Below are 19,898 nucleotides of genomic sequence, written 5' to 3' on the forward strand. Positions count from 1 at the left end.
ACGTCATGCGAGAGGAGCGGCAGCTTCGTGCGTAAATGCTTGGAAGCAGCTAGCTAGTCACGACACTTGGATGCCTTTGTCTCCGCTTCGCTACGTCATAGTCACTGGTGCGTTTCAGCTTTATATCTGTGGAATGTCTTCCGTGGCGCTCTTAACCCTGACGCCCTTTCCGTAACTTTTTCCAAACCTGTGAAAACACGACCAATAACAATAGTGCGATAATTCCCTGTGAGATAGGGCGTGTAAAGAGGGAGCCCACGTCGTCTTGCGAGAGCAGCATTGCCAAGCGTAAGTTTTGTTCTGCCATCGGCCCTAACAGCACCCCCAGCACAACGGGTGCGAGTGGAAAGGCGAGTCGATGGAGTAAATAGCCGAGCAACCCAAACCCTAACATTACATACAGGTCCGTCATGTTCCCTTTGACGGTATAAACCCCCACCGCCATGAGCACCAAGGTTGTGGGAACCAATAGGGCGGTCGGCATGCGCAAGACCTGAGCAAAAAGGCGGGTAGCCACCATGCCACCCAGTAACAGTAGTAGCATTGCTGTCAGCAGCATCTGCCACATGAAGCCGAAGACCACATCAGGCGACTTTGTAAACAGTTGTGGCCCGGGCTGAAGTCCATGAATCATCAGCGCGCCGAGCACAAGTGCAGCGACCAGGTTGCCTGGAATGCCCAACGTCAGGGACGGAATCATCGCAGACGCATTGTCGGCACTGTTACCTGATTCGGCGGCGGCAACCCCCACCGGATTGCCGGTACCGAAAGAGTTGGGGTTAGCGGACTTGCGCTTCGCTTCGTTATAACTCAACAATGCCGCCAGATTGCCGCCAGCACCTGGCAAAATGCCCACACTGACGCCTATCAGCGATGAGCGCGTCCAGGTACGCCAGTGCTGACGTATCAATGCCAGTGCATTGCCACTAGCATCGACTTTGAAGCTGCCTTCATCGTAGTAGGTGGCGTTGCGTTTCTCGGCCATTTCCAGCACTGGTGGAATCGCGTAGAGGCCGATTAACACAATGATCAGGTCGAATCCACCGCTGAGGTAGAGCGACCCGAAAGTGTAACGCTCCATACCACTGATGGTGTCGATCCCCACCAGACCAATGACGATGCCAAACAGGGCGCTGAGCATGCCCTTGCTGATATCACTGCCCACCAGCACGGCGATGCTCACTAGACCAAAAACGGCAACCCAGAAATATTCGGTGGGCCCAAAAGCGAGCGTGACTTGTGCCAAAAGAGGGGCTAGCGTCATCAGCGCTATGGCACTTATGATTCCCCCAATGGCTGACGACCAGCACGCCGTCTTGAGGGCCAGCCCGCCTTGACCATTACGTGTCATGGGGTGCCCATCGAATGTCGTCGCGATGGCAGCTGGCGTTCCCGGTATTTTAAGTAAGATGGCCGGAATGGCGCCACCGTACATTGAGCCATTATAGATACCTGCCACTAACCCTAAAGCGATCACCGGATCAAAGCCATAGGTTAGGGGAAGCATCAGAGCGATGGCCATCACCGGATTGAGCCCGGGTAGAGCACCGATCAAGATGCCCACCAGCGTACCTACTAACAGACTGACCAGGGAGCCAAACTGCAGGACTACGGGGAGTGCGTTGAACAGGGAATCAAACATAGCGTGTCACCCTATTTAGGAAACCAGGAAAAATTCGACGGGCAAGGGGCGTTTCAGCACGATCGCAAACAACCCGTATAACAGGATGATGAAGCCCACCGTAATGCCTAGAACCACGCTTGGGCGCCTTTCACCGAGCACCAGCGCCAGTAGTATGATGAACAGAGTGCTAGTGGTGTAGAACCCCACTGTTGGCATGGCCAAGTAATAGATCAGGCAACAGGCGACTGTTGCAATAAACCGTCCAGGGTGATCGATTAAGGCGACAGCGCTGCTGCTCGACTCACTTGTCCTCAACCTCTGCATAACGCCCTTAAAGATCAGAGGAAGTGAAAACAGGCATATCAGAATGCCAACGCCCATGGGTACGTAAGCGGCTCCGGCATCAAAGCCATTCCCCACCCATACGACTGAGCAGCCGAGAATGAGGAAGGCGATGCCAGAGATAATATCTCTGAAGTTCATGAGCAAATTACCGTCCAGTCAGCATGGATTAGTTTTTCTTAAGCCCAAGCTTGTCGAGTGTCTCGCCAATCGCTTCGGTTTCCAGCTTCAGACGCTCGCGGAGCGCCTCACCACGTACAAGGTTGAGTGTTTCACCTTGAGCAGCCAGGAACGCTTGGAATTCGGGATGCTCTACAGCGCTTGCAACGGCATCGGCGATAACGTTAACGCGCTGCTCCTCCATACCCTCGGGTGCCAGCATCATGCGCCACAGCACGGTTTCCAGCTCAGGATGCCCCAGTGCTGCAAGGCCTGATGCTTGGGGGAGGGCCTCGTTATCGTCGGCGGATGTCACAAGCAGACACTTCGCCTTACCTTCTTCTACATAGGGAAGTACCGGCGTGATGGAGCCACCGTAGATGTCAACGTGGCCTCCAAGGAAGTTTTGGAGTGTTTCACCGGCACCGCTGAACGGAATGGGGCGTGCTTCAATGTCAGTGGCTTCGAAAATACGCTCTGCCGCCAAACGCATGGTTCCCCCAACACCGTCATTACCATAGGCGTACTGGCCGGGGTTGCTTTGTAGCTCGGCAATGAATTCCTCACCCGTTTCAGCAGGGAAGTCCGGCGCTACACACATGGTGTAAGCGCTCTGTGAAGTGCTGATAATGGGAGTTAATGTCTCATACGAGTATTGAACACGCTGCATGTGCGGCACAGTGGTGATAGGGCTATTCCAGGTAGAGAGTAGTGTGTAGCCATCCGGCTTAGCCCGGGCAATCTGGTTCACCCCAATAGCACCACCTCCTCCAGCGACATTCAGCACGGCCAAGGACTCTCCCAATTCCTCCTGAAGGTATTGATTGAGCATGCGGGCAACGTTGTCAGTGCCGCCGCCAGCAGGTGCCGGTACGATGATCTCAATGGGACGATTTGGGTAGTCATCAGCCATGACCGGTATGGCAGTCAATGCTGACAATGCAACAACAGATGTAAGCTGTAATTTTTTCATTGTTAAATACCTTTTGAGGCTCTCATGCGGGTTGATCGCCGAGCGTGACGCGGTAACGGAAGCGTTCAGGCCGTCCGTGTACTTGGCGAAACTCGATGACTCTTCCTGAGGGATTGCGGGCAATGCGCTGGATGACCGCGACCGGTGCGTCTGGTGCTAGCTCCAATTGCTTGGCGCTGGTCTCGGTAGCAATGCCGAACGAAAGCTCGTCGGTGGCCGACGAGATTAGAATCCCGAATTTTTCGAGAAATACGGGATATAACAAAGGGCCCGTCGCTTTCAGATTTAGCGACAAGAGCTCTTCGAAATCGGGCAGGCGTAGGAAAATCTCTTCAAACAGCAACGGCTCGCCTGACCAGAGGCGAACGCGTTCCAGTTTTACGCATTGGCTGGCAGAGTCTTCGCCAAAGGCTTTCTTTGCCTCTGTGGGAAGGGGGACTTTCTGGCAGCTAAGAATTCGGCTTTCTGGTATGACGGGGATATCGGGATCGTCCACGTGATGGACGTGGAAGAAGCGAAACAGATCGGCTCGGAACGCAGGTTGCTTAACGAAGGTGCCAGTACCTCGCCGACGATCCAGCAGCCCCTCATCGACAAGCTGCTTCATTGCCATCCGCATAGTTGCCAAAGCAACACCATACTCTTCGGCTAAACGGTTCTCCGAGGGGATCATGTCGCCAGGTTTCCACTCCCCATTGGCAATCCTTGATCCTAATTGATCGCGGAGTTTGGCATACAGAGGTAATCTTCCGTCCGTATCAGTAGTGAATCTGGATTGCATAGGCTCACCCAATGGTTATCGTTGATTTCTTGAGGTCATTGAAGACCCGTGTATACTTCCAGTCAACCAGTTCTCTAGAGAACTATACTTATGTATAACAAGCTAGCCGATGAGAAACCTCCAGGGATAACGTTATGAGGTGCCAAAGTGAAAGCAGGTTTTGATTGTCATGCTCATGTTTACGGGCCTGTGAACAATGTCCAAGGCTCTAACTACAGCCCCTCACGTCCTGCGCCGCTTGCGGATTGGCAAGAGAATCTCGCCAGTTGCCAATTAAGCGGCGGCGTATTGGTCCAGCCGAGCTTTCTGGGCAATGATAATCGGCAACTGCTTGAAATTCTTGCCAAAATCGATCATTCATATCGCGGCGTCGTTCAGCTAGCCAAGGAGACAACGCTTGAGGAAATAGCCGCTCTTGATGCTGTTGGCATTGTGGGGGTGAGGTGGAATCTCATTGAGGGGCGAAGCGCATTGCCAAACCTCCAGGATCCTCAATGGATAGATTTTCTGGATCATCTGAAAGCCATGGACTGGCATCTTGAGCTACACCTGGAAGGAAATCGGCTGCCTGAAATTTTTCCAGCGTTACATGAGCATGGCGTGAAGTTAGTCATCGATCATATTGGACTGCCTGTCGAAGCCGTCCCTAGGCAAGATCCCGGGTGTCGTCTGCTGCTTGAGGCCGGGCAGGCAGAACGAACCTGGGTGAAACTCTCGGCTCCTTATCGTTCACCGGTGGCCGATTTAAAGCCGCACGTTCAAGCTCTGTTACATCATCTTGGGCGCGATAAATTGGTGTGGGGCAGCGATTGGCCGTGGACACGCCATGAGGATAAGCATACTTACCGCGATACTTACGGTTGGCTCAATCACTGGATTAGCGATGCTGATGATCGCCAACATATTCTTGTTACGACCCCCCGTTCCTTGTTTCGACTGGATGTTTTATAGATGAGGTATAGCAAATGCTAATAAAATCGAATAAGGGAATGTTCACAGCCTTGGTGTTGCCGGTGACTCGTATCTCCTGGGATTCGGCTTGATGGCGAGGGATGAGCCCCACGACGACCACCGCCTCGAGCCGCTATGAAAAAGCGCATCGGTGACTTGTGCCACCGATGCGCTGACGTGGGTGAGCTTTCTCTTAGACGTCAGTCCTCGTCGCCAAGGCGAATGGCGACAAAGTAGGCGCGGCCTTCGCGATTGAGCAGCACAGGCAGCGTTTGATTGCCAGACAGATTGGTCAGCATTTCCTCCAATTGGCCTGGGCTTTCAATCGGCTGCTGGCCGATGCTGACCAGCACATCGCCGGGGCGAATGCCAGCGGCAGCGGCGCGGCCGGTCGGGTCGACCCTGACGATGCGTACCCCATGTTCGATGCCGAGCTGACGTTTCTCCATGTCGTTCAGCGGCTGGACCGCGATGCCGAGTCGAAGTGGATCGCCGTCTGATTGATGAGGACCGGCATTCGGCCACTCGCCCACCTCTACCGTGACGGTCTCATTCTGGCCGTCGCGCAATATAGAGAGCTCGACCTCTTCGCCGGGTGTCGTCTTACCGACCAGGCGCGGCAGCGTGGTGGAGTGGTCCACCTCCTGGCCGTTGACTTCCAGGATGACATCGCCTGCCTGGAGGCCACTGTCCGCCGCTGGGCCGCTGGGGTCGAGTTCGGCGATCAAGGCGCCTTCGGCCTGTTCCATACCGAAGGATTCAGCCAGGTCTTTGGACACCGGCTGGATGCTGACGCCGAGCCAGCCGCGACTCACATAGCCGTCTTCACGCAATTGTTTGGCAACATCCATCGCCACATCGATGGGGATGGCGAATGAAAGGCCCATATAACCACCGCTACGGGTGATGATCTGGGAGTTGATACCCACGACTTCGCCATCCAGGTTGAACAGAGGTCCGCCTGAGTTGCCAGGGTTGATCGCGACATCGGTCTGGATGAAGGGGACATAGACGTCCTGGGGCAGGGTGCGGTTAATGGCGCTTATGATGCCGGAGGTTACAGAGTGATCAAAGCCAAAGGGCGAGCCGATGGCGGCGACCCACTGGCCGACCTTGAGGTCATTGGACTCGCCTAGCTCCAGGGTGGGCAGGTCGTCAGCCTCGACCTTGAGGACCGCCACGCCGGTCTTCTCATCGGCCCCGATCAATTCTGCCTCAAGCTCGCGGCGGTCGTTGAGGCGCACCAGAATTCTGTCGGCATCCTTGACCACATGGGCGTTGGTCATGATGTAGCCGTCTTCATCAAAGATAAAGCCTGACCCCAGTGACCGGCGCGGCTCGTCATCATGACGGGGTGCGCCGCCAGGCGGCATCGGGAAACGGTCGCCAAAGAAGTGGCGAAAGATCTCCGGGACCTCCTCTCCGCCGAACTGCCGGGAGGAAGTCATTGTCCCGTCGGCATCGCGAGTGGTCGAGATGTTGACCACGGCAGGCGCGGCCGTGTCGACCAACTCCGTAAAGTCTGGAAGCCGTGTTTCGGCGAGCGCTGGCGTTGCCAGCATCATCAATAGCGCTAAGCTTATCAGCCAAGAGGGCGAATGGAACTTGGGCATCACGTTTGACTCCTGTCTTTCGAGTGCATGTAACATGACAGCATTTTTATTACAGCAGTCACTTTACAAAGTTCCGTACGCTTTCTGGGCGGGGCTCCTGTCCGTCTCTATAAGCGATGGGTCCTGTTAGGGCGTGCTGATTACCGCCTTGTCATGATGATTTTCGCATCAGGTTGATGTGATGAGCGGCCCGTTGAAGAAGCTTTCGATGAGCCACCAACTACTGCCGATGATGGCTGTGGAGACCACACCGGCTATCAGGGCAAGGCCGAGTCCGGCGACGACAGCGATGCCATCCCGCTGGGCGAGGCCTAACGACAAAATCAGTACTGCCAAGCCGGGCAGCGTATTGCCGAATGGAATCGGGAGCGCTATCAACACGGCCATGATGAAAATGACGACGCCGATGCTGCGAATCGCCAGCGGTGTGTTAAGGCAGGCCAGGCGTGCGCTTAGGCGCCGTTCAAGCTTTTCGAGATGAGGCGTTGCCTTGCCCAGGACCCGCTCCAGCTGCTCAATTCCGATACGCAGTTGGGCAATACGCGAAGGCAGCCGGATACGCTTGGCGCCGACAGCCATCTGCATGCCAATGAAGGCTAGCGCTGTCCCAAACACCATGCCAGCGGGAATGCCGGGAGTGGGCACAATCGCAGGGATCGCGAAAAGCATTAATACCAAAGGAGTCGCACGCTCATCGAGAGCGTCCAGAATGTCACTTAGGGAGGGGCGTTGATTTTTCAAGCTACCAGGAAGAGCACGCAATACATTGGCCAAGCTCATCTCTTATGCATCCCTCATCCACGTCGTTAGAAGTTCGACGAGTGGAATATATATAGATGGACGTTAAATAGATATCCATCTCTTCCCATTTTTTGCTACCCCCATGGCCAAGTCTGCGTTGTTTGAAAGCAGCCACTGCTATTTCGACAGGCTCATGTGTCATAAGTCCGGGTCAGTCAAGCCATTAAGCCGTTGGGACTCGCACGTTTAATCAGCATGTGACTTACGTCGTGCTTCGATCACGTAGCGGTAAACACGTAGCACTGCTGTGGCAAACTGCTCGATACGGTGTTCGGCGGCACAGTGCGAGGCTTGCTCGCTCATGCGTGCTTTTAATGTATCGTCGCTGAGCAGGGTGTCGATTCGTCCGCACCAAGCCTGGGGGTCGGGGGCTGTTTTGTAGCCGTTAACCCCGTGCTGAACGATATCCTCGATACCGCTGGAGCGGATTACCACAACCGGCAGTCCCGCTGCCATGGCTTCGAGTACCACCATGCCTTGCGTTTCCGAGCGGGAAGCGAAGACGAAAAGCTCGGCCAGGTGGCAGTAGCAAGCCACTTCGTCGGGAGGGACGGCACCCACCAATGTAACGTGCTTGCTAAGGCCTAGCACTTCGATACGTGCCTGCAATCGCTCGTGGTCATGGCCCTCCCCAAGCAGTAGCAAGTGGAAGTCGTGCTCACTGCTATCGCGTAAAAGCGCTAAACCATCGAGCATAAAGTCGATGTTCTTCTCTTTGCTCAGGCGTGAAATTGACACCAGCACGCGTTTGCCTTCAAGCCGGTAGCGTTGGCGTAGCGTGTCGAGCATGGCACTGTCAGCGGTGGCAAAACGCGCGTATTCGATGCCCGTCGGCTGGACGAAGATGGGTTGTTTGACGCCGATAATCCGCATGTACTCTTCGGCGGAGCTGGTGGGAACAATGACCGCATCGCAGCCGTTGGCAAAGCGCTTCACCAGGGCGTGGGAAATCAAATTGCGAAACAACGGCCCTGGTAGTGGCACATAGTGAGCGTAGTGCTCCAAGCGTGTGTGGTAGGTGTAAACCACGGGTACTCTCAATAACCGGCCCAATAGCTGACCGGCGCGGCCGATCCAGAACGGGTGGTGAACGTGAATCACCTGCGGAGCAAAGGCGCGCACACGCTTAACCAAACGCCAAGAGAAAATGTTCGCCAAGCGAAACTCTTTGTGGCGGCCCATGGGCAAAAGCGAGGCCAGGCGCAGTATGTCAGCTTCCTCGTCGGGAGGCTGATGGGGGTAGCCTGGGGCGACGACCAAGACGCTATTATGAAGCCCTTTCAAACCGCGTTTTAAGCGCTCAACGGATATCGGTACGCCACCGATAAATGGCAGGTAGTTATTGGTGAACATGGCCACGTGAAGTGGCGTATTACCACCGGCATCCGGGTCAATATCAAAATCAGGGTAGTAATCCTGCTCGGTGAAAATCCGCTTGTATAACCAGAGCGCGATGGCAATGAACGTGGAAACGATCAGGATGAAGTTCAGGTAGCCAACGTAAAACAGTGAGTAGATAAAAAACCACAAACTTTCCAGCGTGCGCCAGATCGGGTGCTGGCCGATATCCAGGCGCCGTTCGCTTATCTGGATTTCATCACCGTCAACGCTGACGGAGACAAAGTGGTGGTAACTTTCGTCATCATTGAGCACTAATCCGCCAGCCCCGCCGGTGGTGATGTAAGTGGTGCCCCCATGCTGCTGGCGGTCAAACAGCGGCACCAGCGAAGAGAACACTGCATCCACGTCGGCCTGCTCGATCTGGCGGGTCAAACCTTGGCGTGCGGGGTTCTCAAGGTGATAGTCGTGGTCATCGTCTAGGCCAAAAAGCCCTGGGTGGTCCACCGGGTAGAGTGGGTGGGCGCTGAACAGAAACTGGTTAGGTTCGCGCCGTGCGGCGAGCACTTCATCAAGCCACCGCATTTGCCAGCCAAAATCGGTCGTGCCGGTGCTGTCAAGAAAGGTGAAGCGGCTTTTTCCTGCCGCAAAACTGAAGTGATAGGGGCCGAAGTGGTCGTAAAAGCGAAAGCCACCGAGTCGGCTTTCCTCGTGGGGGCCGAAGGTTAGCAGGTATGGCATATCCAAATAACTGAGGGTGCCAAACAGTGCGCGGTATTTGTCTTCGCCACCGCTGGCGACAGCATTGCCAGCCGAGATGATAAAGTCATAGCCCTCGCGATTGAGGCGAGGGATAATTTTGCGCTCAAAAATGCCCACCGAGTTGTTAATGTTGCCCAGCACGGCAAAACGGTACGTCTCACGTTCGGTAAGCATCGACTCAATGGCGTTGACCTGATCGGCGTGAGCGCTGGCAAAGTCCTGCTCAAAAAAATTCAGGTAAGCTTTGTAACCCAGCAGTGCAGCAATAAGGGCAAGGTTGAGATAGAAAAACCACGAAATGAGTCGCTGGCGGGGCACTCGGAGTGTCTCCTGGCTGGGTGGGTAACAGGGGCGATAAGCTGACACAAACGTGCCCGCGCGTCGACAACCCAATTTTTTACCATGTTTGCAATCGGATTTGGGGAGAAAAAGCGGATGGTGCGTCCCGTTACAATAGCGCTAAGTGTTTTAGCATTGCTGCTTGCACTCGGTGGGTTATGGCAATGGCTGACGGTCAATGACATTGTGACGGTTAATGGCCTCCGTGCCTGGGTAGCCGCATCCCCTCAGTGGCGAGATTCTTCTTGGGTGTTTGTGCTGGTGACGATCGTCTATGTGCTCGCCCTTTTGGTGATGTTTCCACTGAGTATCCTGGTGGCCGTCACCGGTTTGATCTTCGGTCCGGTATGGGGGTTTGTTTATGCAACGATGGGGACGCTGGCATCCTCAGTAGTGTCGTATGCTGTAGGGCATCGCCTGGGACGCGAGGCGTTGCTGAACCATGGTGGCAAACACATGAAGGGGCTTTCGCACTACCTGTCCCGTCGTGGCATTCGTGCAATGACGCTGATTAACCTGCTCCCATTGGCACCTTTTACCCTTACCAATATGATGGCGGGTGCGTTTCACATCAAGTTTCGCGATTACATGGTCGGTTCAACCCTTGGCATTGTGCCGGGGCTCGCCGCCGTCACCCTGCTGGGCAGTCAGTTGGGTGCGCTTGTGACGGCCAGTGACCCGCGCGATGTCATGCTGTCGCTGGCCGGTCTGGGGCTTGGCATCTTGCTGCTATTTGCGTTGCGCCACTACTCCCGGCGCAAATCACGCACGCGCTAGCGGCTTGCTGTTACTCAGTCGACCATAATTAGCGCCGCTTCCGCCATGCAAAGCCTCGCCGCCACGTCAGGTCAATGCCGGGCGCTATTCATGGTGCCATTTGATCTGAAACTCTATTTCTTCTTCATCATCTGACCGCTCGTGTTCGATGGTGAACGCCGCTCGCACGGGGACGTAGATACGCTCGCCTGCAATCTGAATATCGAAACGCTCACCGTTCTCGATGGAATCTGCCAACCGACGCAGCTTGGCCACAAAGTCTGCCTTTGAGTAGCCTTTTTCTACATCCCTCTCTTCTTTAGTACTCATTTAACTCTCCTCTGGTCAGTCATTATTGCTAGTGGGTGTCGATAAGCCGCTTGATTTCCAACATAACAGGCCATACGTAGTTCACATTGTGCGACGTAAGGCAAACGCGGCAGCGACGAAACGTTTCCAGAGCTTCTGGGGCGCTCGACGCCTGGCGCTAAGGTCTAAGCTTCGCTCCACTTTTGGCAGTCGCAAGGACCTTAAACCATGACGCATGCAACAATCCTACAGCAAGGAACTATCCACTGCTTTCCCGCTGGGTTGCGCGATGAGCAAGGAAAACTGGTCAATGCCGAGGTCTCCGCTGTGCTCTATGACGGCAAGCGGCTGATCCTGGCCAGCGACAAGCCGGTCCCCGGCGAGGAACGTTCGGCGGTATTTGCCATGCCAATGACCGCAAAAGGGCCAGATGAGGGCCAACTGGAATACTATACAACGCCGTTGATCAAACAGGCTGTCAAGTACGAGGATTTATCCCTCACGGCGGATGGCCGCTACGTACTGGCAACCACAGGTTTCGATCGAATCGACAGTGAAAGCCATACCCTTAACGACTATAACCACTTGCTGATTTGGCCGCTGGGCGAACCTGAAAAAGTGCAGGCAGTAGACCCCGACCCACGGGATGGTGTCGAGGGCTCCCTGGAACTACGCACCAAGCTCGACGATGCTGTTGGCTTCCCTTATTACAAAGTTGAGGGGCTCGCTGCGATACCTGGAGAGCGCGGCGATGGCCTACTGTTGTTCGGTATCCGCGAACAGGGGCGGGCGCATGATGACTTTAGTTACGTAAGCCGTATCGTGGGCGCTCATTACGAGATTAGCGACACTGGTAACCTGGTGTTTATCGATAAAATGCGCGAGCACTACGCCTTTGATCCCGGCAATCACCCGGCGGTCCGTTATGACTGCGGTTTATCGAGTCTGGAGTATGATCCCTACCATGCACGCCTTTACCTGCTCAACAGCTTCGAGGTGAAGGAAGGCGGTGAAGAACGCATCGGTGGTTACCTCTGGGAGGTAAGCCTGGGCGATTTTCGGGCGGGCAGCAGCCCGGCACTTGTGACCACTCCTGAAGGACTGCCCTTGGAGTTTGAGCACAAGGCTGAGGGGCTTGCCGTGCTGGATCATGATCGACTGTTTGTTGCTTACGACAATGATCGGCATCTCGGTCTAGGCAGCGTCGATGAGCGTGATGAACGACATGCCTGCGAGGCGCCCTATACCCTGCTGCAGGTTACCTGACTCTTGGCGAGGCCATTGATGCGTCTGCGATTCCCGTTCCACCTGTTGTTCATGCTGCTGCTGACATTGCTGGCGGGCTGTGATGAGACGCCAACAGGGCGTTCCCAACTGACACTGGTGCCTGAAAACCTGATGGCCCAAATGGGGGAGAATGCCTTCGACCAGTTACTCAATCGCCAGCCGGTATCACGTGATGCGCAGGTGAATGAGCTGGTGCAATGTGTGGCCGAGAAAGTGGTGGCTGGCGCTGAGGCAAGCTACCCAGAGCTCGCTTTCCCTGAGCGCTGGGACGTTGTCGTCTTTGAGGATGCTTCTCCCAACGCCTTCGCTCTCCCCGGAGGGCGCATCGGTGTGCATACCGGTTTACTGCGAGTGGCCGAGACGCCCGCTCAACTTGCGGCGGTTATCGGACACGAAGTAGCCCATGTGCTGGCTGACCATGGTAATGAGCGACTCACCCAACAACTCGGCATCAAGGCCGGGCTTTTGGTTGTGGGATTGTTGGGAGAGGGGGAACTGGGGCATCAGCAGTTGATGCAGGCGTTGGGCATCGGCGCCCAGATCGGCATTAGTCTGCCGTTCAGCAGGACTCATGAGGAAGAGGCCGACCTGATGGGTCTGGCGATCATGGCCCGGGCGGGATTTGATCCGCAACAGAGTGTGGCCCTGTGGCGCAACATGGCCGCTGCTGGAGGAGGTCAGCCTCCAGAGTTTCTTTCGACTCATCCCGCCCACGAATCTCGTATCAAGGTGCTCACAACATCCATGGAAGACGCTTTGGCAACCTACCAGAATGCCTCGCCTGCCGACTGTTCTGCATAATCAGAAGGCGGGCTACATACAGTGCCACTGGCAACGTTAAGGAGACGTCGTGATCTTACCGATTCTGGCCATCATCCTGGGTTTTTTACTGCTCCTGTGGAGTGCTGACCGCTTCATTGATGGCGCCTCGGCGGTGGCTGGGCACATCGGGTTACCGTCGTTGGTGATCGGCATGGTCATCGTCGGGTTCGGTACTTCGGCACCCGAGATCGTCGTGTCCATCATGGCGGCCCTGGAGGGGAATCCCGAACTGGCCCTCGGCAATGCGCTGGGCTCCAATATCTACAATGTTGGCCTGATCATCGGAGTGACGGCGCTTATCGTGCCGATTGCGGTGCATTCGACGATCATTCGCCGCGAGTTACCGCTGCTGTTGCTGTTTGGCGGCGTGGCAGGGGCATTCTTCTGGAATGACCAACTGGGTCGGCTGGAGTCCGTGTTGCTACTGATGGGGTTCTTCGGCCTGATGGCCTGGACGACCTGGGCAGCGCTGCGTGGCAAGGGTGACCCATTAGCCGCAGAGACTGAACAGGAACTCTCATCGCCCGCCATGACGCTTGGCCGGGCCATCCTGTGGCTCCTGGTAGGACTGGCGCTGCTGCTGGTGAGTTCGCGGATGCTGGTCTGGGGTGCCGTCTCGGTGGCGAGTGCCCTGGGCGTTAGTGACCTCATCATCGGATTAACGATCGTGGCGCTGGGTACCTCGCTCCCGGAGTTGGCATCCTCGATCGCCGCGGTTCGCAAGGGGGAGCACGATATTGCCATTGGCAACGTCGTGGGTTCCTGCATGTTCAACCTATTAGCGGTGGTGGGCATCGCGGGTGTTATCGCACCGATGGAGGCGCTTTCCGCGGAGGTCATGCGCCGAGACTGGCCGGTGATGATGGCCATGGTCGTTGGCCTGTTCATCATGGGCTTTGGGATTCGCGGAAAGGGGCGGATCAACCGTATCGAAGCGAGCCTGCTACTGCTGGGGTTAGTGGTCTACAACGGCTGGCTGGTAAATGCTGTGCTGACAGTCTGATGGAGCTGAATCGTCATGCCGTCGGACGAATGACTGAGCGGCCAAGGGTGCCGTTTCTAGGCGTGCGATAAAGGCACGGTCGGCCAACTGAAAGCCCGGGGGTATGTCAAATCACGACGCGGTTCAGCTCGACGGCTCTTCATTACCAGGCACAAAACCGCCCAGCAGGCGTTCGATTTCCTTGGCAGGCATCGGGCGGTAGAAGAAGAACCCCTGCACGAGGTCGCAGTGCATTTCGCGAAGCAATGACAACTGCTCGGCGTTCTCGACGCCCTCGGCCACCACTTCCAATCCCAACCGATGGCCGATGAAGATGGCTCCTTCCATGATGGCCCTATCCTTCGGTTGTGTGGGAGCGTCGTGGATGAAGGAGCGATCGATCTTCAGGGCGGTGGCTGGAAAGTGCTTGAGGTAGCTCAGGGAGGAATAGCCCGTCCCGAAGTCGTCGATAGCAATGCGAAAACCGCGATGATAGAGGCGCCGCAGGTCCTCGAGGACGGTCTCGTCGGCTTCGATCAGGACATTCTCGGTCAATTCGATGCCGATATCCCGCGGAGCTAAGCCGTGACGCTGCAGCGAGTCCTCGAAGTTCTTGAAGGCATCAGGGCGCACTAGTTGACGACCCGATACATTGATGTCGATGCGGTGCTCCTGAAACCCCTTGGCACGCCATTCGACCTGCTGTCGGCAAGCCTCTTCGATGACCCATTCGCCTAGGCGATGGATCAAACCGGAACGCTCGGCCAGGGGGATGAACTCGCCAGGCGAGATCGTCGGGCCCTCGGCAGGCTCCCAGCGTATCAAAGCCTCGAGATTCTCTATTCGCCCACTAGCCGCCGAGACCTGGGGCTGGTAGTGGAGGGAGAACTCACCGTTATCCAGGGCTTCCTCCAGTCGGGCCGAGAGGTCGTGCTGGCGAACCAGCTCATCATGGAGTTTCTGTTGGAAGAAACGTACAGTGCCGCGACCCTCAAGTTTGGCACGATTCTTGGCAACATCGGCATTACGGATCAATTCGCGTGACGATTCACCATTCTCGGGAAAGAGCGTCACGCCCAGGCAGGCCGTGACATGATGCTCCCGACCATCCAGGACGAAAGGTTCCCGAAAGACATTCTGGATATGACGTACGACCCGTCTGACATCGGGGTCCAAGTGGACGCCGGGAAAGGCCAGCACGAATTCATCGCTAGAGACACGGGATACCAGATCAGCGACTCGCTGGCACTCTCTCAGTCGCCGAGTCAGCTCAACGAGCAGGCGATCCCCTTGATCATAGCCAAGGGCATCATTGATCTCGACGAAGTGATCGATGTCCAGGTAGATGGTTGCCAGGCCATTGCCCTGGCGTCGACAGGCATCCAGCAGACTGTCCAGGTCGACCTCGAAGGTCTGGCGGTTAGGGAGATGGGTGAGCCTGTCGAAACGGGTGGCGAATTCCAGATCACGGTGGGCGCGCTTTTGGTCGGAAAGATCGACATCCACGCAGAACATCAAGGGTGAGTCGGTATGCTCATTGAGCATCAGATGCTGCGAGAAGACCGATACCAGTTCACCGGTTTTATGCTTGAGCTCGAGTTCACCGGGGGGTATGTCGACGCCTTCATTGATCCAGGCAGCATGCGCCTGGACCATTTCGTCACGCATGAAGGCAGGGATGATCAGATCTTCCAGTAACTGTCCCAGTGCTTCCTCAGCGGTATAGCCATAGAGACGAGTGCTCCCTTCATTCCAGTAAATCACCCGCCGCTCGCGATCATACCCCTGAACCGCCACCTTCGGCAGGCTCTCCAGCAGGGCGCGGAATCGCTGCTCACTTTCCAGATACTGGCGGCGAACTAACTCGACTTCTTCCCTGCCGGCATCATGCGAATCGATGCCATCCGTTGAAGGTGTCTTTGACATCTTCAACACGAGCGCACCGGAAGACTTCCTGCGATTCTTCTTCAGGCGTTCCGGATCTCTGTGATGTCGGGAATCACTGGCAGTCATGGGATCCACTTAAAGAAACAACACTGTCAAGGGCCATCGTAATGGTAAAGATAGGCACTTCGTTGTGATTATCCTACACCTATTGGCAGGAAAACCTACATATATACCTCATCAACGGTCTGATACTGTTTTCAAAAAAATCATGCTTATTTAGTACATTTCTTTGACTTATCCTTGCAAATCTTTTCATTTTTCTCCTGTTGACCGCGATGTTTACACCGGCAACACCGGGCAATTCTGCCCAGTTAACAGGAGAGTACCAACATGAAACTCGATACCCTCAAGCACGGTTTCGACCCCACCTCCATGCCTGCCGATTCACTCGCCGATTATTGGAATCCGGGAGTAACCGGGGCGCTGAGACAACAGGATTGGGCGAAAACCGATATTCGGGAGCGAATCGATCTGACCGCCTGGCAGGGGTTTACCGCTGACCTGCCGCGCGATCCCTATGTCAACCAGCGATGGAAGCGGATGTCATGGCTTGCCCTGAATGATCAGGGAGATGTCGAGGATATGGGCCAATGCCCCATGGCCCAGGGAGGGGCCTTCAACGACGCGGAAAGCATGGCGGATCGCCTGCGATACTATGATCCGCTGACTCGGGAGTTCATGCTACGCGCCGATGTAAAGGCCTTCGTTCGCGCCTGGGCAAGGCTGTGGAGTATCGGTGCGCACGAACCCATTCTGATGCAGATCACCGGTGTTCGTGGAGAAGGCAACATCGACCCCCTTCAGGGACAGGGAATTCATGCCGATGGCTGCAAGGCGCTCAGCATTCTGGTCATCAATCGGGAAAACGTGGCGGGCGCTAAGAACCACCTCTACGCAGACAAGGCCGGCACGCAACCCTTGGTCGATATCACCATGGATCCGGGTGATATCCTTCATCTGCGCGATGACCGGCTATTCCACAGTGTCGATGGAATCAAACAGCTCGACAGCGAGGCACCCTTCGAGCGGTTCATCATCATCATCAACAGCCGCTTCGTGGACGACTTCCAGAATCGGATGTTGCGTCGTTACTTCCCGGACGCGGTCCTCAATGAGAGCGAATGACACTCTCGGTAAATTCAGAACCTAGCAACACCCACGCCCCCGGAATGCCGGGGGCGTCTTGGTTGTGCGCCAGGCATAACACGCAGCGCCTGGTGCAGCGTGTCCGCGAGTGCCTTTAGCGTGGCAGAGGGCGCAACATCCGAAGAGGATCTTTGGGAGAGACGCTAATTTCATAAGTGCGTACAGTTGCAGAGATTTATCAAAGTCTGTGGGTGACTTTCTGGCCTTTCCGAATCGCATATTTTAGGTTATTCGGGCTGGGGCCACCGTATATAAGGAAGGGCAATGCTGAAAACTTTGGAAGCTGGTTTACAGGCCTGGATGTTGCCGGGCATCTTGACGTTGCTTGCCGTGATCGCCAGTTACTTCCTCTACCGGCTGACACTAGCGGTGATCCGCCATTTTTCGAAACGGCGAACCGTCCCCCGGCTATTTCTGGACGCGGTTGACAAGGCGCTGGGCTTGGTTATCAGCCTGCTGGTACTCAGGGCGATGCTTGATGGCGCTCCGGATGGCCTGTTGCTCTTGAGTCCGTTGAAGCAGATGGCCACTTTGCTACTGATTCTGTCACTGACGTGGGCGGCCGTTCGTCTGACCTCCGTCATTGGCGACGTTATCGTGTTTCTGAATCCGGTGTTGGAAGGACAGTGGAAACGGGCCCGCAAGGTAGAGACACAGACACGCTTCCTGGTCCGTTGCCTGAATGTCCTCGTTGTCATCGTGGGCTTCGGTGCCGCGCTGATGACCTTCGAACCGGTACAGAAAGTAGGCGCCAGTCTGCTGGCGTCTGCCGGTGTTGGCGGTATTGTCCTTGGTTTTGCGGCACGGCCGGTACTCAGTAACCTGTTATCGGGCATTCAGATTGCGCTCACCCAGCCGTTCCGCATTGATGATGTGCTGATTGTGGAGGGCGAGTGGTGTTGGGTCGAGGAAGTGACCGCAACCTATGTCGTCCTGCGGGTGTGGGATCAGCGTCGGCTTATCGTACCGTTGCAGTGGTTTATCGAGAACCCTTTCCAGAACTGGTCGCGGAACACAGCGGATTTGCAGGGCGCGGTCTTTATCTGGGTGGATTACACCATGCCCATTGAGCCTCTGCGCCAGGAGTTCTCGCGCTTGCTGGATACGATGAAGCAGTGGGATGGCAAGGTGGCGACGGTTCAGGTGACCGACGCCAATGAACAGGCGATACAGGTGCGCTTCCTTATGAGTGCACCTAACTCCAACCAGAATTGGGATCTGCGATGCGCTATTCGTGAAGGGCTGGTGACGTTTATACAGCAGCATTACCCCTCGCAACTACCCCGCCTTCGGGCGCGATTGGAAAATACGGCTCCGGAGTTTGAGGGCGGCGCCATACTGAATCGTTCCGAACCTTCCGGAGGCTCCAAGCCTTGAGTGGGTGTAGCTTAACAGTCTCTCGGTTGACATGAATGGTAGGTGCTTACCTGGGACTGGCCGGTGATGATGGCCAAGGTGGCTGTTGATCATGGGCTACGGGGTTCGCGGCAAAGGGGGGATCAATCGAGTCGAATACCCTTTATGGTGAGTTTGGTTCTGTTATGGGGGGCCATGCCGAAAACTCAGCAGTTTTGCGCACAGCATCGATATCGTCTTGAAGCGACATGGCGATTTCTGAACGGGCCAGTGCCATTCTTGAATGTTTTCGGGCGGCCGCCACCATCGCACTGTAACCTGTTCCGGCCAGAGCGAACAGGGCTTTCTGCAATCGGATCGACACCTCAACCATCTCCGCGCCGTCCCGGGCAATTGCCGTAAAGGCATCGTCGAACAGATCGTCGATCAGTAGTTCTGGCACTGAGATACGGTGGTAGGTAATCGCTTGCAACCGGTCTATCTCTACGGGGGATTGCCAAAGGGTAAATAGTCGCACAAATGTGTCAATAACGTTTATCGCGGTTCCCGGGTCATTGATGCCCGGCGACAGCGCTTTGTCGGCGATTTCGGACAACGCCAGCAGCCCGAAGCGAGGATCATCTTCAAAGGTACGGCTTGAGCCAATTGTGAAGGCACTGGAAAAAGCCTCTTTCTCGAACGCCTTGCATTGTTCGACGTCTTTATCAATATGAAGCAGTGGAAGGCGTGTATGAGCAAAGGTACCCGGCAGTACCGCTACCGTTACGTGGCAATTGTGCGCTTCAGCACAGGCTTGTAATGCCTCCAGGTCGATATGCTGGACATAGCCAACTTTTGAAGAACAGATGGGAACGCCCTTATTAGCCGCTTGATGCGGGGAGGCTGTCAACGCGCCGAGCGAAGGTGCATGTCGGCGGCGGTCCAGTGCGTCGCCTGCTGCCTTTTCCGCTTTCTCAATGGTATTCACCACTTTGCCTAGCCGGGCGATTCTGTCCACCCAGCGAACGAACGTAACGATGACAATAGCAAACACCAAAAGCGTGAGTGCGAAGATTGCAAACCGGCCTGCCGCGTCAAACATGTCATTCTGGAGGGTTATCAGCGAAACAATACTGAAGATGAAGGCGCCTATAAACGCCGACAATGCGTTCTGGGTAACGTCATCCGCAATCACCAGCGGGATGGAGCGGGGCGTAGCCCCGGTGCTGGCAGATGCATAAGCGGCGACCATGGAGCCGACTGCAAATGTCGCAATCACCAGCATGCTGGATGCCATGATGGTCAGTAGCGATTCGACAGACGCCAGGGTGATATCGGGTAGCACACTCGACAGCCCCATCGTGTCAGCGAGCATAGCGATGAATGTACCGCCAATAGAAAGCACGCAAAGGAGCAGTGGCTTGACCCAAAGACGCTCGTTAATCCGACCAAAAGCAAAGCGTAACTTGTCCAGGGTGAACAGCTTTGATTGAGCCATAGTTCCATTCTCTGTGGTTAGGCTCAGAATTCTGAGGCCGACTTGTGAAAATCTAAGGGGCTGTCAGACGTCGAACCCAGTCGAGCTAACGGCCACATATATGCTGTCTTCGTACTCCCGTGCCTGCACCCAC

The 19,898-nt window shown here is 55.6% G+C and carries 17 protein-coding genes; 7 read left to right on the forward strand and 10 right to left on the reverse strand.

The genetic code is table 11. From position 1 onward, the window contains the following. Positions 1-151 precede the first annotated feature (151 nt). The 4 genes from NH395_RS01680 to NH395_RS01695 are packed head-to-tail and all read right to left on the reverse strand — an operon-like array spanning position 152 to position 3,879. A complete protein-coding gene (locus NH395_RS01680) occupies positions 152-1,642 on the reverse strand; it encodes a tripartite tricarboxylate transporter permease (RefSeq protein ID WP_253021941.1) in 1,491 nt (496 codons plus the stop codon). A gap of 15 nt (positions 1,643-1,657) precedes the next feature. Then, the gene (locus NH395_RS01685) at positions 1,658-2,107 is read right to left on the reverse strand and encodes a tripartite tricarboxylate transporter TctB family protein (RefSeq protein ID WP_253021942.1); all 450 of its coding nucleotides are present in this window, start codon (positions 2,105-2,107) and stop codon (positions 1,658-1,660) included. Positions 2,108-2,135: 28 nt separating this feature from the next. Next, positions 2,136-3,098 (reverse strand): tripartite tricarboxylate transporter substrate binding protein, encoded by a 963-nt coding sequence (locus tag NH395_RS01690; protein WP_253021944.1) that lies wholly within the window; start codon positions 3,096-3,098, stop codon positions 2,136-2,138. A 22-nt stretch (positions 3,099-3,120) separates the two neighbouring features. Then, positions 3,121-3,879, reverse strand: coding sequence for a GntR family transcriptional regulator (locus NH395_RS01695; RefSeq protein WP_290443653.1), 759 nt, complete (start codon positions 3,877-3,879; stop codon positions 3,121-3,123). 147 nt (positions 3,880-4,026) lie between these two features. On the opposite strand from NH395_RS01695, the gene NH395_RS01705 reads away from it, so the two are divergent. Continuing rightward, entirely contained in the window at positions 4,027-4,830 is an 804-nt protein-coding gene (locus NH395_RS01705) for an amidohydrolase family protein (protein WP_253021946.1), read from the forward strand. Between the two features lie 200 nt (positions 4,831-5,030). Here NH395_RS01705 and NH395_RS01710 read toward each other — a convergent pair whose 3' ends face one another. The 3 genes from NH395_RS01710 to NH395_RS01720 form a co-directional block, all read right to left on the reverse strand. Then, the gene (locus NH395_RS01710; protein ID WP_253021947.1) at positions 5,031-6,443 is read right to left on the reverse strand and encodes a DegQ family serine endoprotease; all 1,413 of its coding nucleotides are present in this window, start codon (positions 6,441-6,443) and stop codon (positions 5,031-5,033) included. 168 nt (positions 6,444-6,611) lie between these two features. Continuing rightward, complete coding sequence (locus tag NH395_RS01715; RefSeq protein ID WP_253021949.1) at positions 6,612-7,223, reverse strand: exopolysaccharide biosynthesis protein; 612 nt, start codon at positions 7,221-7,223, stop codon at positions 6,612-6,614. A 207-nt stretch (positions 7,224-7,430) separates the two neighbouring features. Further along, positions 7,431-9,662, reverse strand: a complete 2,232-nt coding sequence (locus tag NH395_RS01720; RefSeq protein ID WP_253021951.1) for a glycosyltransferase — start codon at positions 9,660-9,662, stop codon at positions 7,431-7,433. A gap of 117 nt (positions 9,663-9,779) precedes the next feature. Here NH395_RS01720 and NH395_RS01725 point away from each other — a divergent pair, with 117 nt between their 5' ends. Further along, positions 9,780-10,460: a TVP38/TMEM64 family protein gene (locus tag NH395_RS01725; RefSeq protein ID WP_253021953.1), complete on the forward strand. Its 681-nt coding sequence runs from the start codon at positions 9,780-9,782 to the stop codon at positions 10,458-10,460. A gap of 84 nt (positions 10,461-10,544) precedes the next feature. On the opposite strand, the gene NH395_RS01730 is transcribed toward NH395_RS01725, so the two are convergent. Next, complete coding sequence (locus tag NH395_RS01730) at positions 10,545-10,769, reverse strand: amphi-Trp domain-containing protein (RefSeq protein ID WP_085918741.1); 225 nt, start codon at positions 10,767-10,769, stop codon at positions 10,545-10,547. Positions 10,770-10,976: 207 nt separating this feature from the next. Here NH395_RS01730 and NH395_RS01735 point away from each other — a divergent pair, with 207 nt between their 5' ends. Genes NH395_RS01735 through NH395_RS01745 form a run of 3 tightly spaced genes read left to right on the forward strand, consistent with a single transcriptional unit; the run spans position 10,977 to position 13,860 of the window. Then, the gene (locus NH395_RS01735; protein ID WP_253021955.1) at positions 10,977-12,014 is read left to right on the forward strand and encodes a hypothetical protein; all 1,038 of its coding nucleotides are present in this window, start codon (positions 10,977-10,979) and stop codon (positions 12,012-12,014) included. An 18-nt stretch (positions 12,015-12,032) separates the two neighbouring features. Continuing rightward, complete coding sequence (locus NH395_RS01740; RefSeq protein ID WP_253021957.1) at positions 12,033-12,836, forward strand: M48 family metallopeptidase; 804 nt, start codon at positions 12,033-12,035, stop codon at positions 12,834-12,836. 49 nt (positions 12,837-12,885) lie between these two features. Further along, the gene (locus NH395_RS01745; protein WP_253021959.1) at positions 12,886-13,860 is read left to right on the forward strand and encodes a calcium/sodium antiporter; all 975 of its coding nucleotides are present in this window, start codon (positions 12,886-12,888) and stop codon (positions 13,858-13,860) included. 123 nt (positions 13,861-13,983) lie between these two features. Here NH395_RS01745 and NH395_RS01750 read toward each other — a convergent pair whose 3' ends face one another. Next, positions 13,984-15,765, reverse strand: a complete 1,782-nt coding sequence (locus NH395_RS01750) for a GGDEF domain-containing phosphodiesterase (RefSeq protein WP_253021961.1) — start codon at positions 15,763-15,765, stop codon at positions 13,984-13,986. Positions 15,766-16,116: 351 nt separating this feature from the next. On the opposite strand from NH395_RS01750, the gene NH395_RS01755 reads away from it, so the two are divergent. Together NH395_RS01755 and NH395_RS01760 are read left to right on the forward strand one after the other, a co-directional pair. Further along, a complete protein-coding gene (locus tag NH395_RS01755; protein WP_253021963.1) occupies positions 16,117-16,911 on the forward strand; it encodes a 2OG-Fe dioxygenase family protein in 795 nt (264 codons plus the stop codon). A 285-nt stretch (positions 16,912-17,196) separates the two neighbouring features. Then, positions 17,197-18,309 (forward strand): mechanosensitive ion channel domain-containing protein, encoded by a 1,113-nt coding sequence (locus NH395_RS01760; protein ID WP_253021965.1) that lies wholly within the window; start codon positions 17,197-17,199, stop codon positions 18,307-18,309. A gap of 142 nt (positions 18,310-18,451) precedes the next feature. On the opposite strand, the gene NH395_RS01765 is transcribed toward NH395_RS01760, so the two are convergent. Continuing rightward, entirely contained in the window at positions 18,452-19,765 is a 1,314-nt protein-coding gene (locus NH395_RS01765) for a DUF2254 domain-containing protein (RefSeq protein ID WP_253021967.1), read from the reverse strand. Positions 19,766-19,898: the final 133 nt, after the last annotated feature.

This window comes from Halomonas sp. Mc5H-6 (genome assembly GCF_024124705.1).
Taxonomy (GTDB): Bacteria; Pseudomonadota; Gammaproteobacteria; order Pseudomonadales; family Halomonadaceae; genus Vreelandella; species Vreelandella subterranea.

Bases quoted from the DNA above. Each gene is read 5' to 3' on its own strand.
- NH395_RS01680 (WP_253021941.1), bottom strand. From the start codon at position 1,642: ATGTTTGATTCCCTGTTCAACGCACTCCCCGTAGTCCTGCAGTTTGGC.
- NH395_RS01685 (WP_253021942.1), bottom strand. From the start codon at position 2,107: ATGAACTTCAGAGATATTATCTCTGGCATCGCCTTCCTCATTCTCGGC.
- NH395_RS01690 (WP_253021944.1), bottom strand. From the start codon at position 3,098: ATGAAAAAATTACAGCTTACATCTGTTGTTGCATTGTCAGCATTGACT.
- NH395_RS01695 (WP_290443653.1), bottom strand. From the start codon at position 3,879: ATGCAATCCAGATTCACTACTGATACGGACGGAAGATTACCTCTGTAT.
- NH395_RS01710 (WP_253021947.1), bottom strand. From the start codon at position 6,443: ATGCCCAAGTTCCATTCGCCCTCTTGGCTGATAAGCTTAGCGCTATTG.
- NH395_RS01715 (WP_253021949.1), bottom strand. From the start codon at position 7,223: ATGAGCTTGGCCAATGTATTGCGTGCTCTTCCTGGTAGCTTGAAAAAT.
- NH395_RS01725 (WP_253021953.1), top strand. From the start codon at position 9,780: ATGGTGCGTCCCGTTACAATAGCGCTAAGTGTTTTAGCATTGCTGCTT.
- NH395_RS01730 (WP_085918741.1), bottom strand. From the start codon at position 10,769: ATGAGTACTAAAGAAGAGAGGGATGTAGAAAAAGGCTACTCAAAGGCA.
- NH395_RS01735 (WP_253021955.1), top strand. From the start codon at position 10,977: ATGACGCATGCAACAATCCTACAGCAAGGAACTATCCACTGCTTTCCC.
- NH395_RS01740 (WP_253021957.1), top strand. From the start codon at position 12,033: ATGCGTCTGCGATTCCCGTTCCACCTGTTGTTCATGCTGCTGCTGACA.
- NH395_RS01750 (WP_253021961.1), bottom strand. From the start codon at position 15,765: ATGTCAAAGACACCTTCAACGGATGGCATCGATTCGCATGATGCCGGC.
- NH395_RS01755 (WP_253021963.1), top strand. From the start codon at position 16,117: ATGAAACTCGATACCCTCAAGCACGGTTTCGACCCCACCTCCATGCCT.
- NH395_RS01760 (WP_253021965.1), top strand. From the start codon at position 17,197: ATGCTGAAAACTTTGGAAGCTGGTTTACAGGCCTGGATGTTGCCGGGC.
- NH395_RS01765 (WP_253021967.1), bottom strand. From the start codon at position 19,765: ATGGCTCAATCAAAGCTGTTCACCCTGGACAAGTTACGCTTTGCTTTT.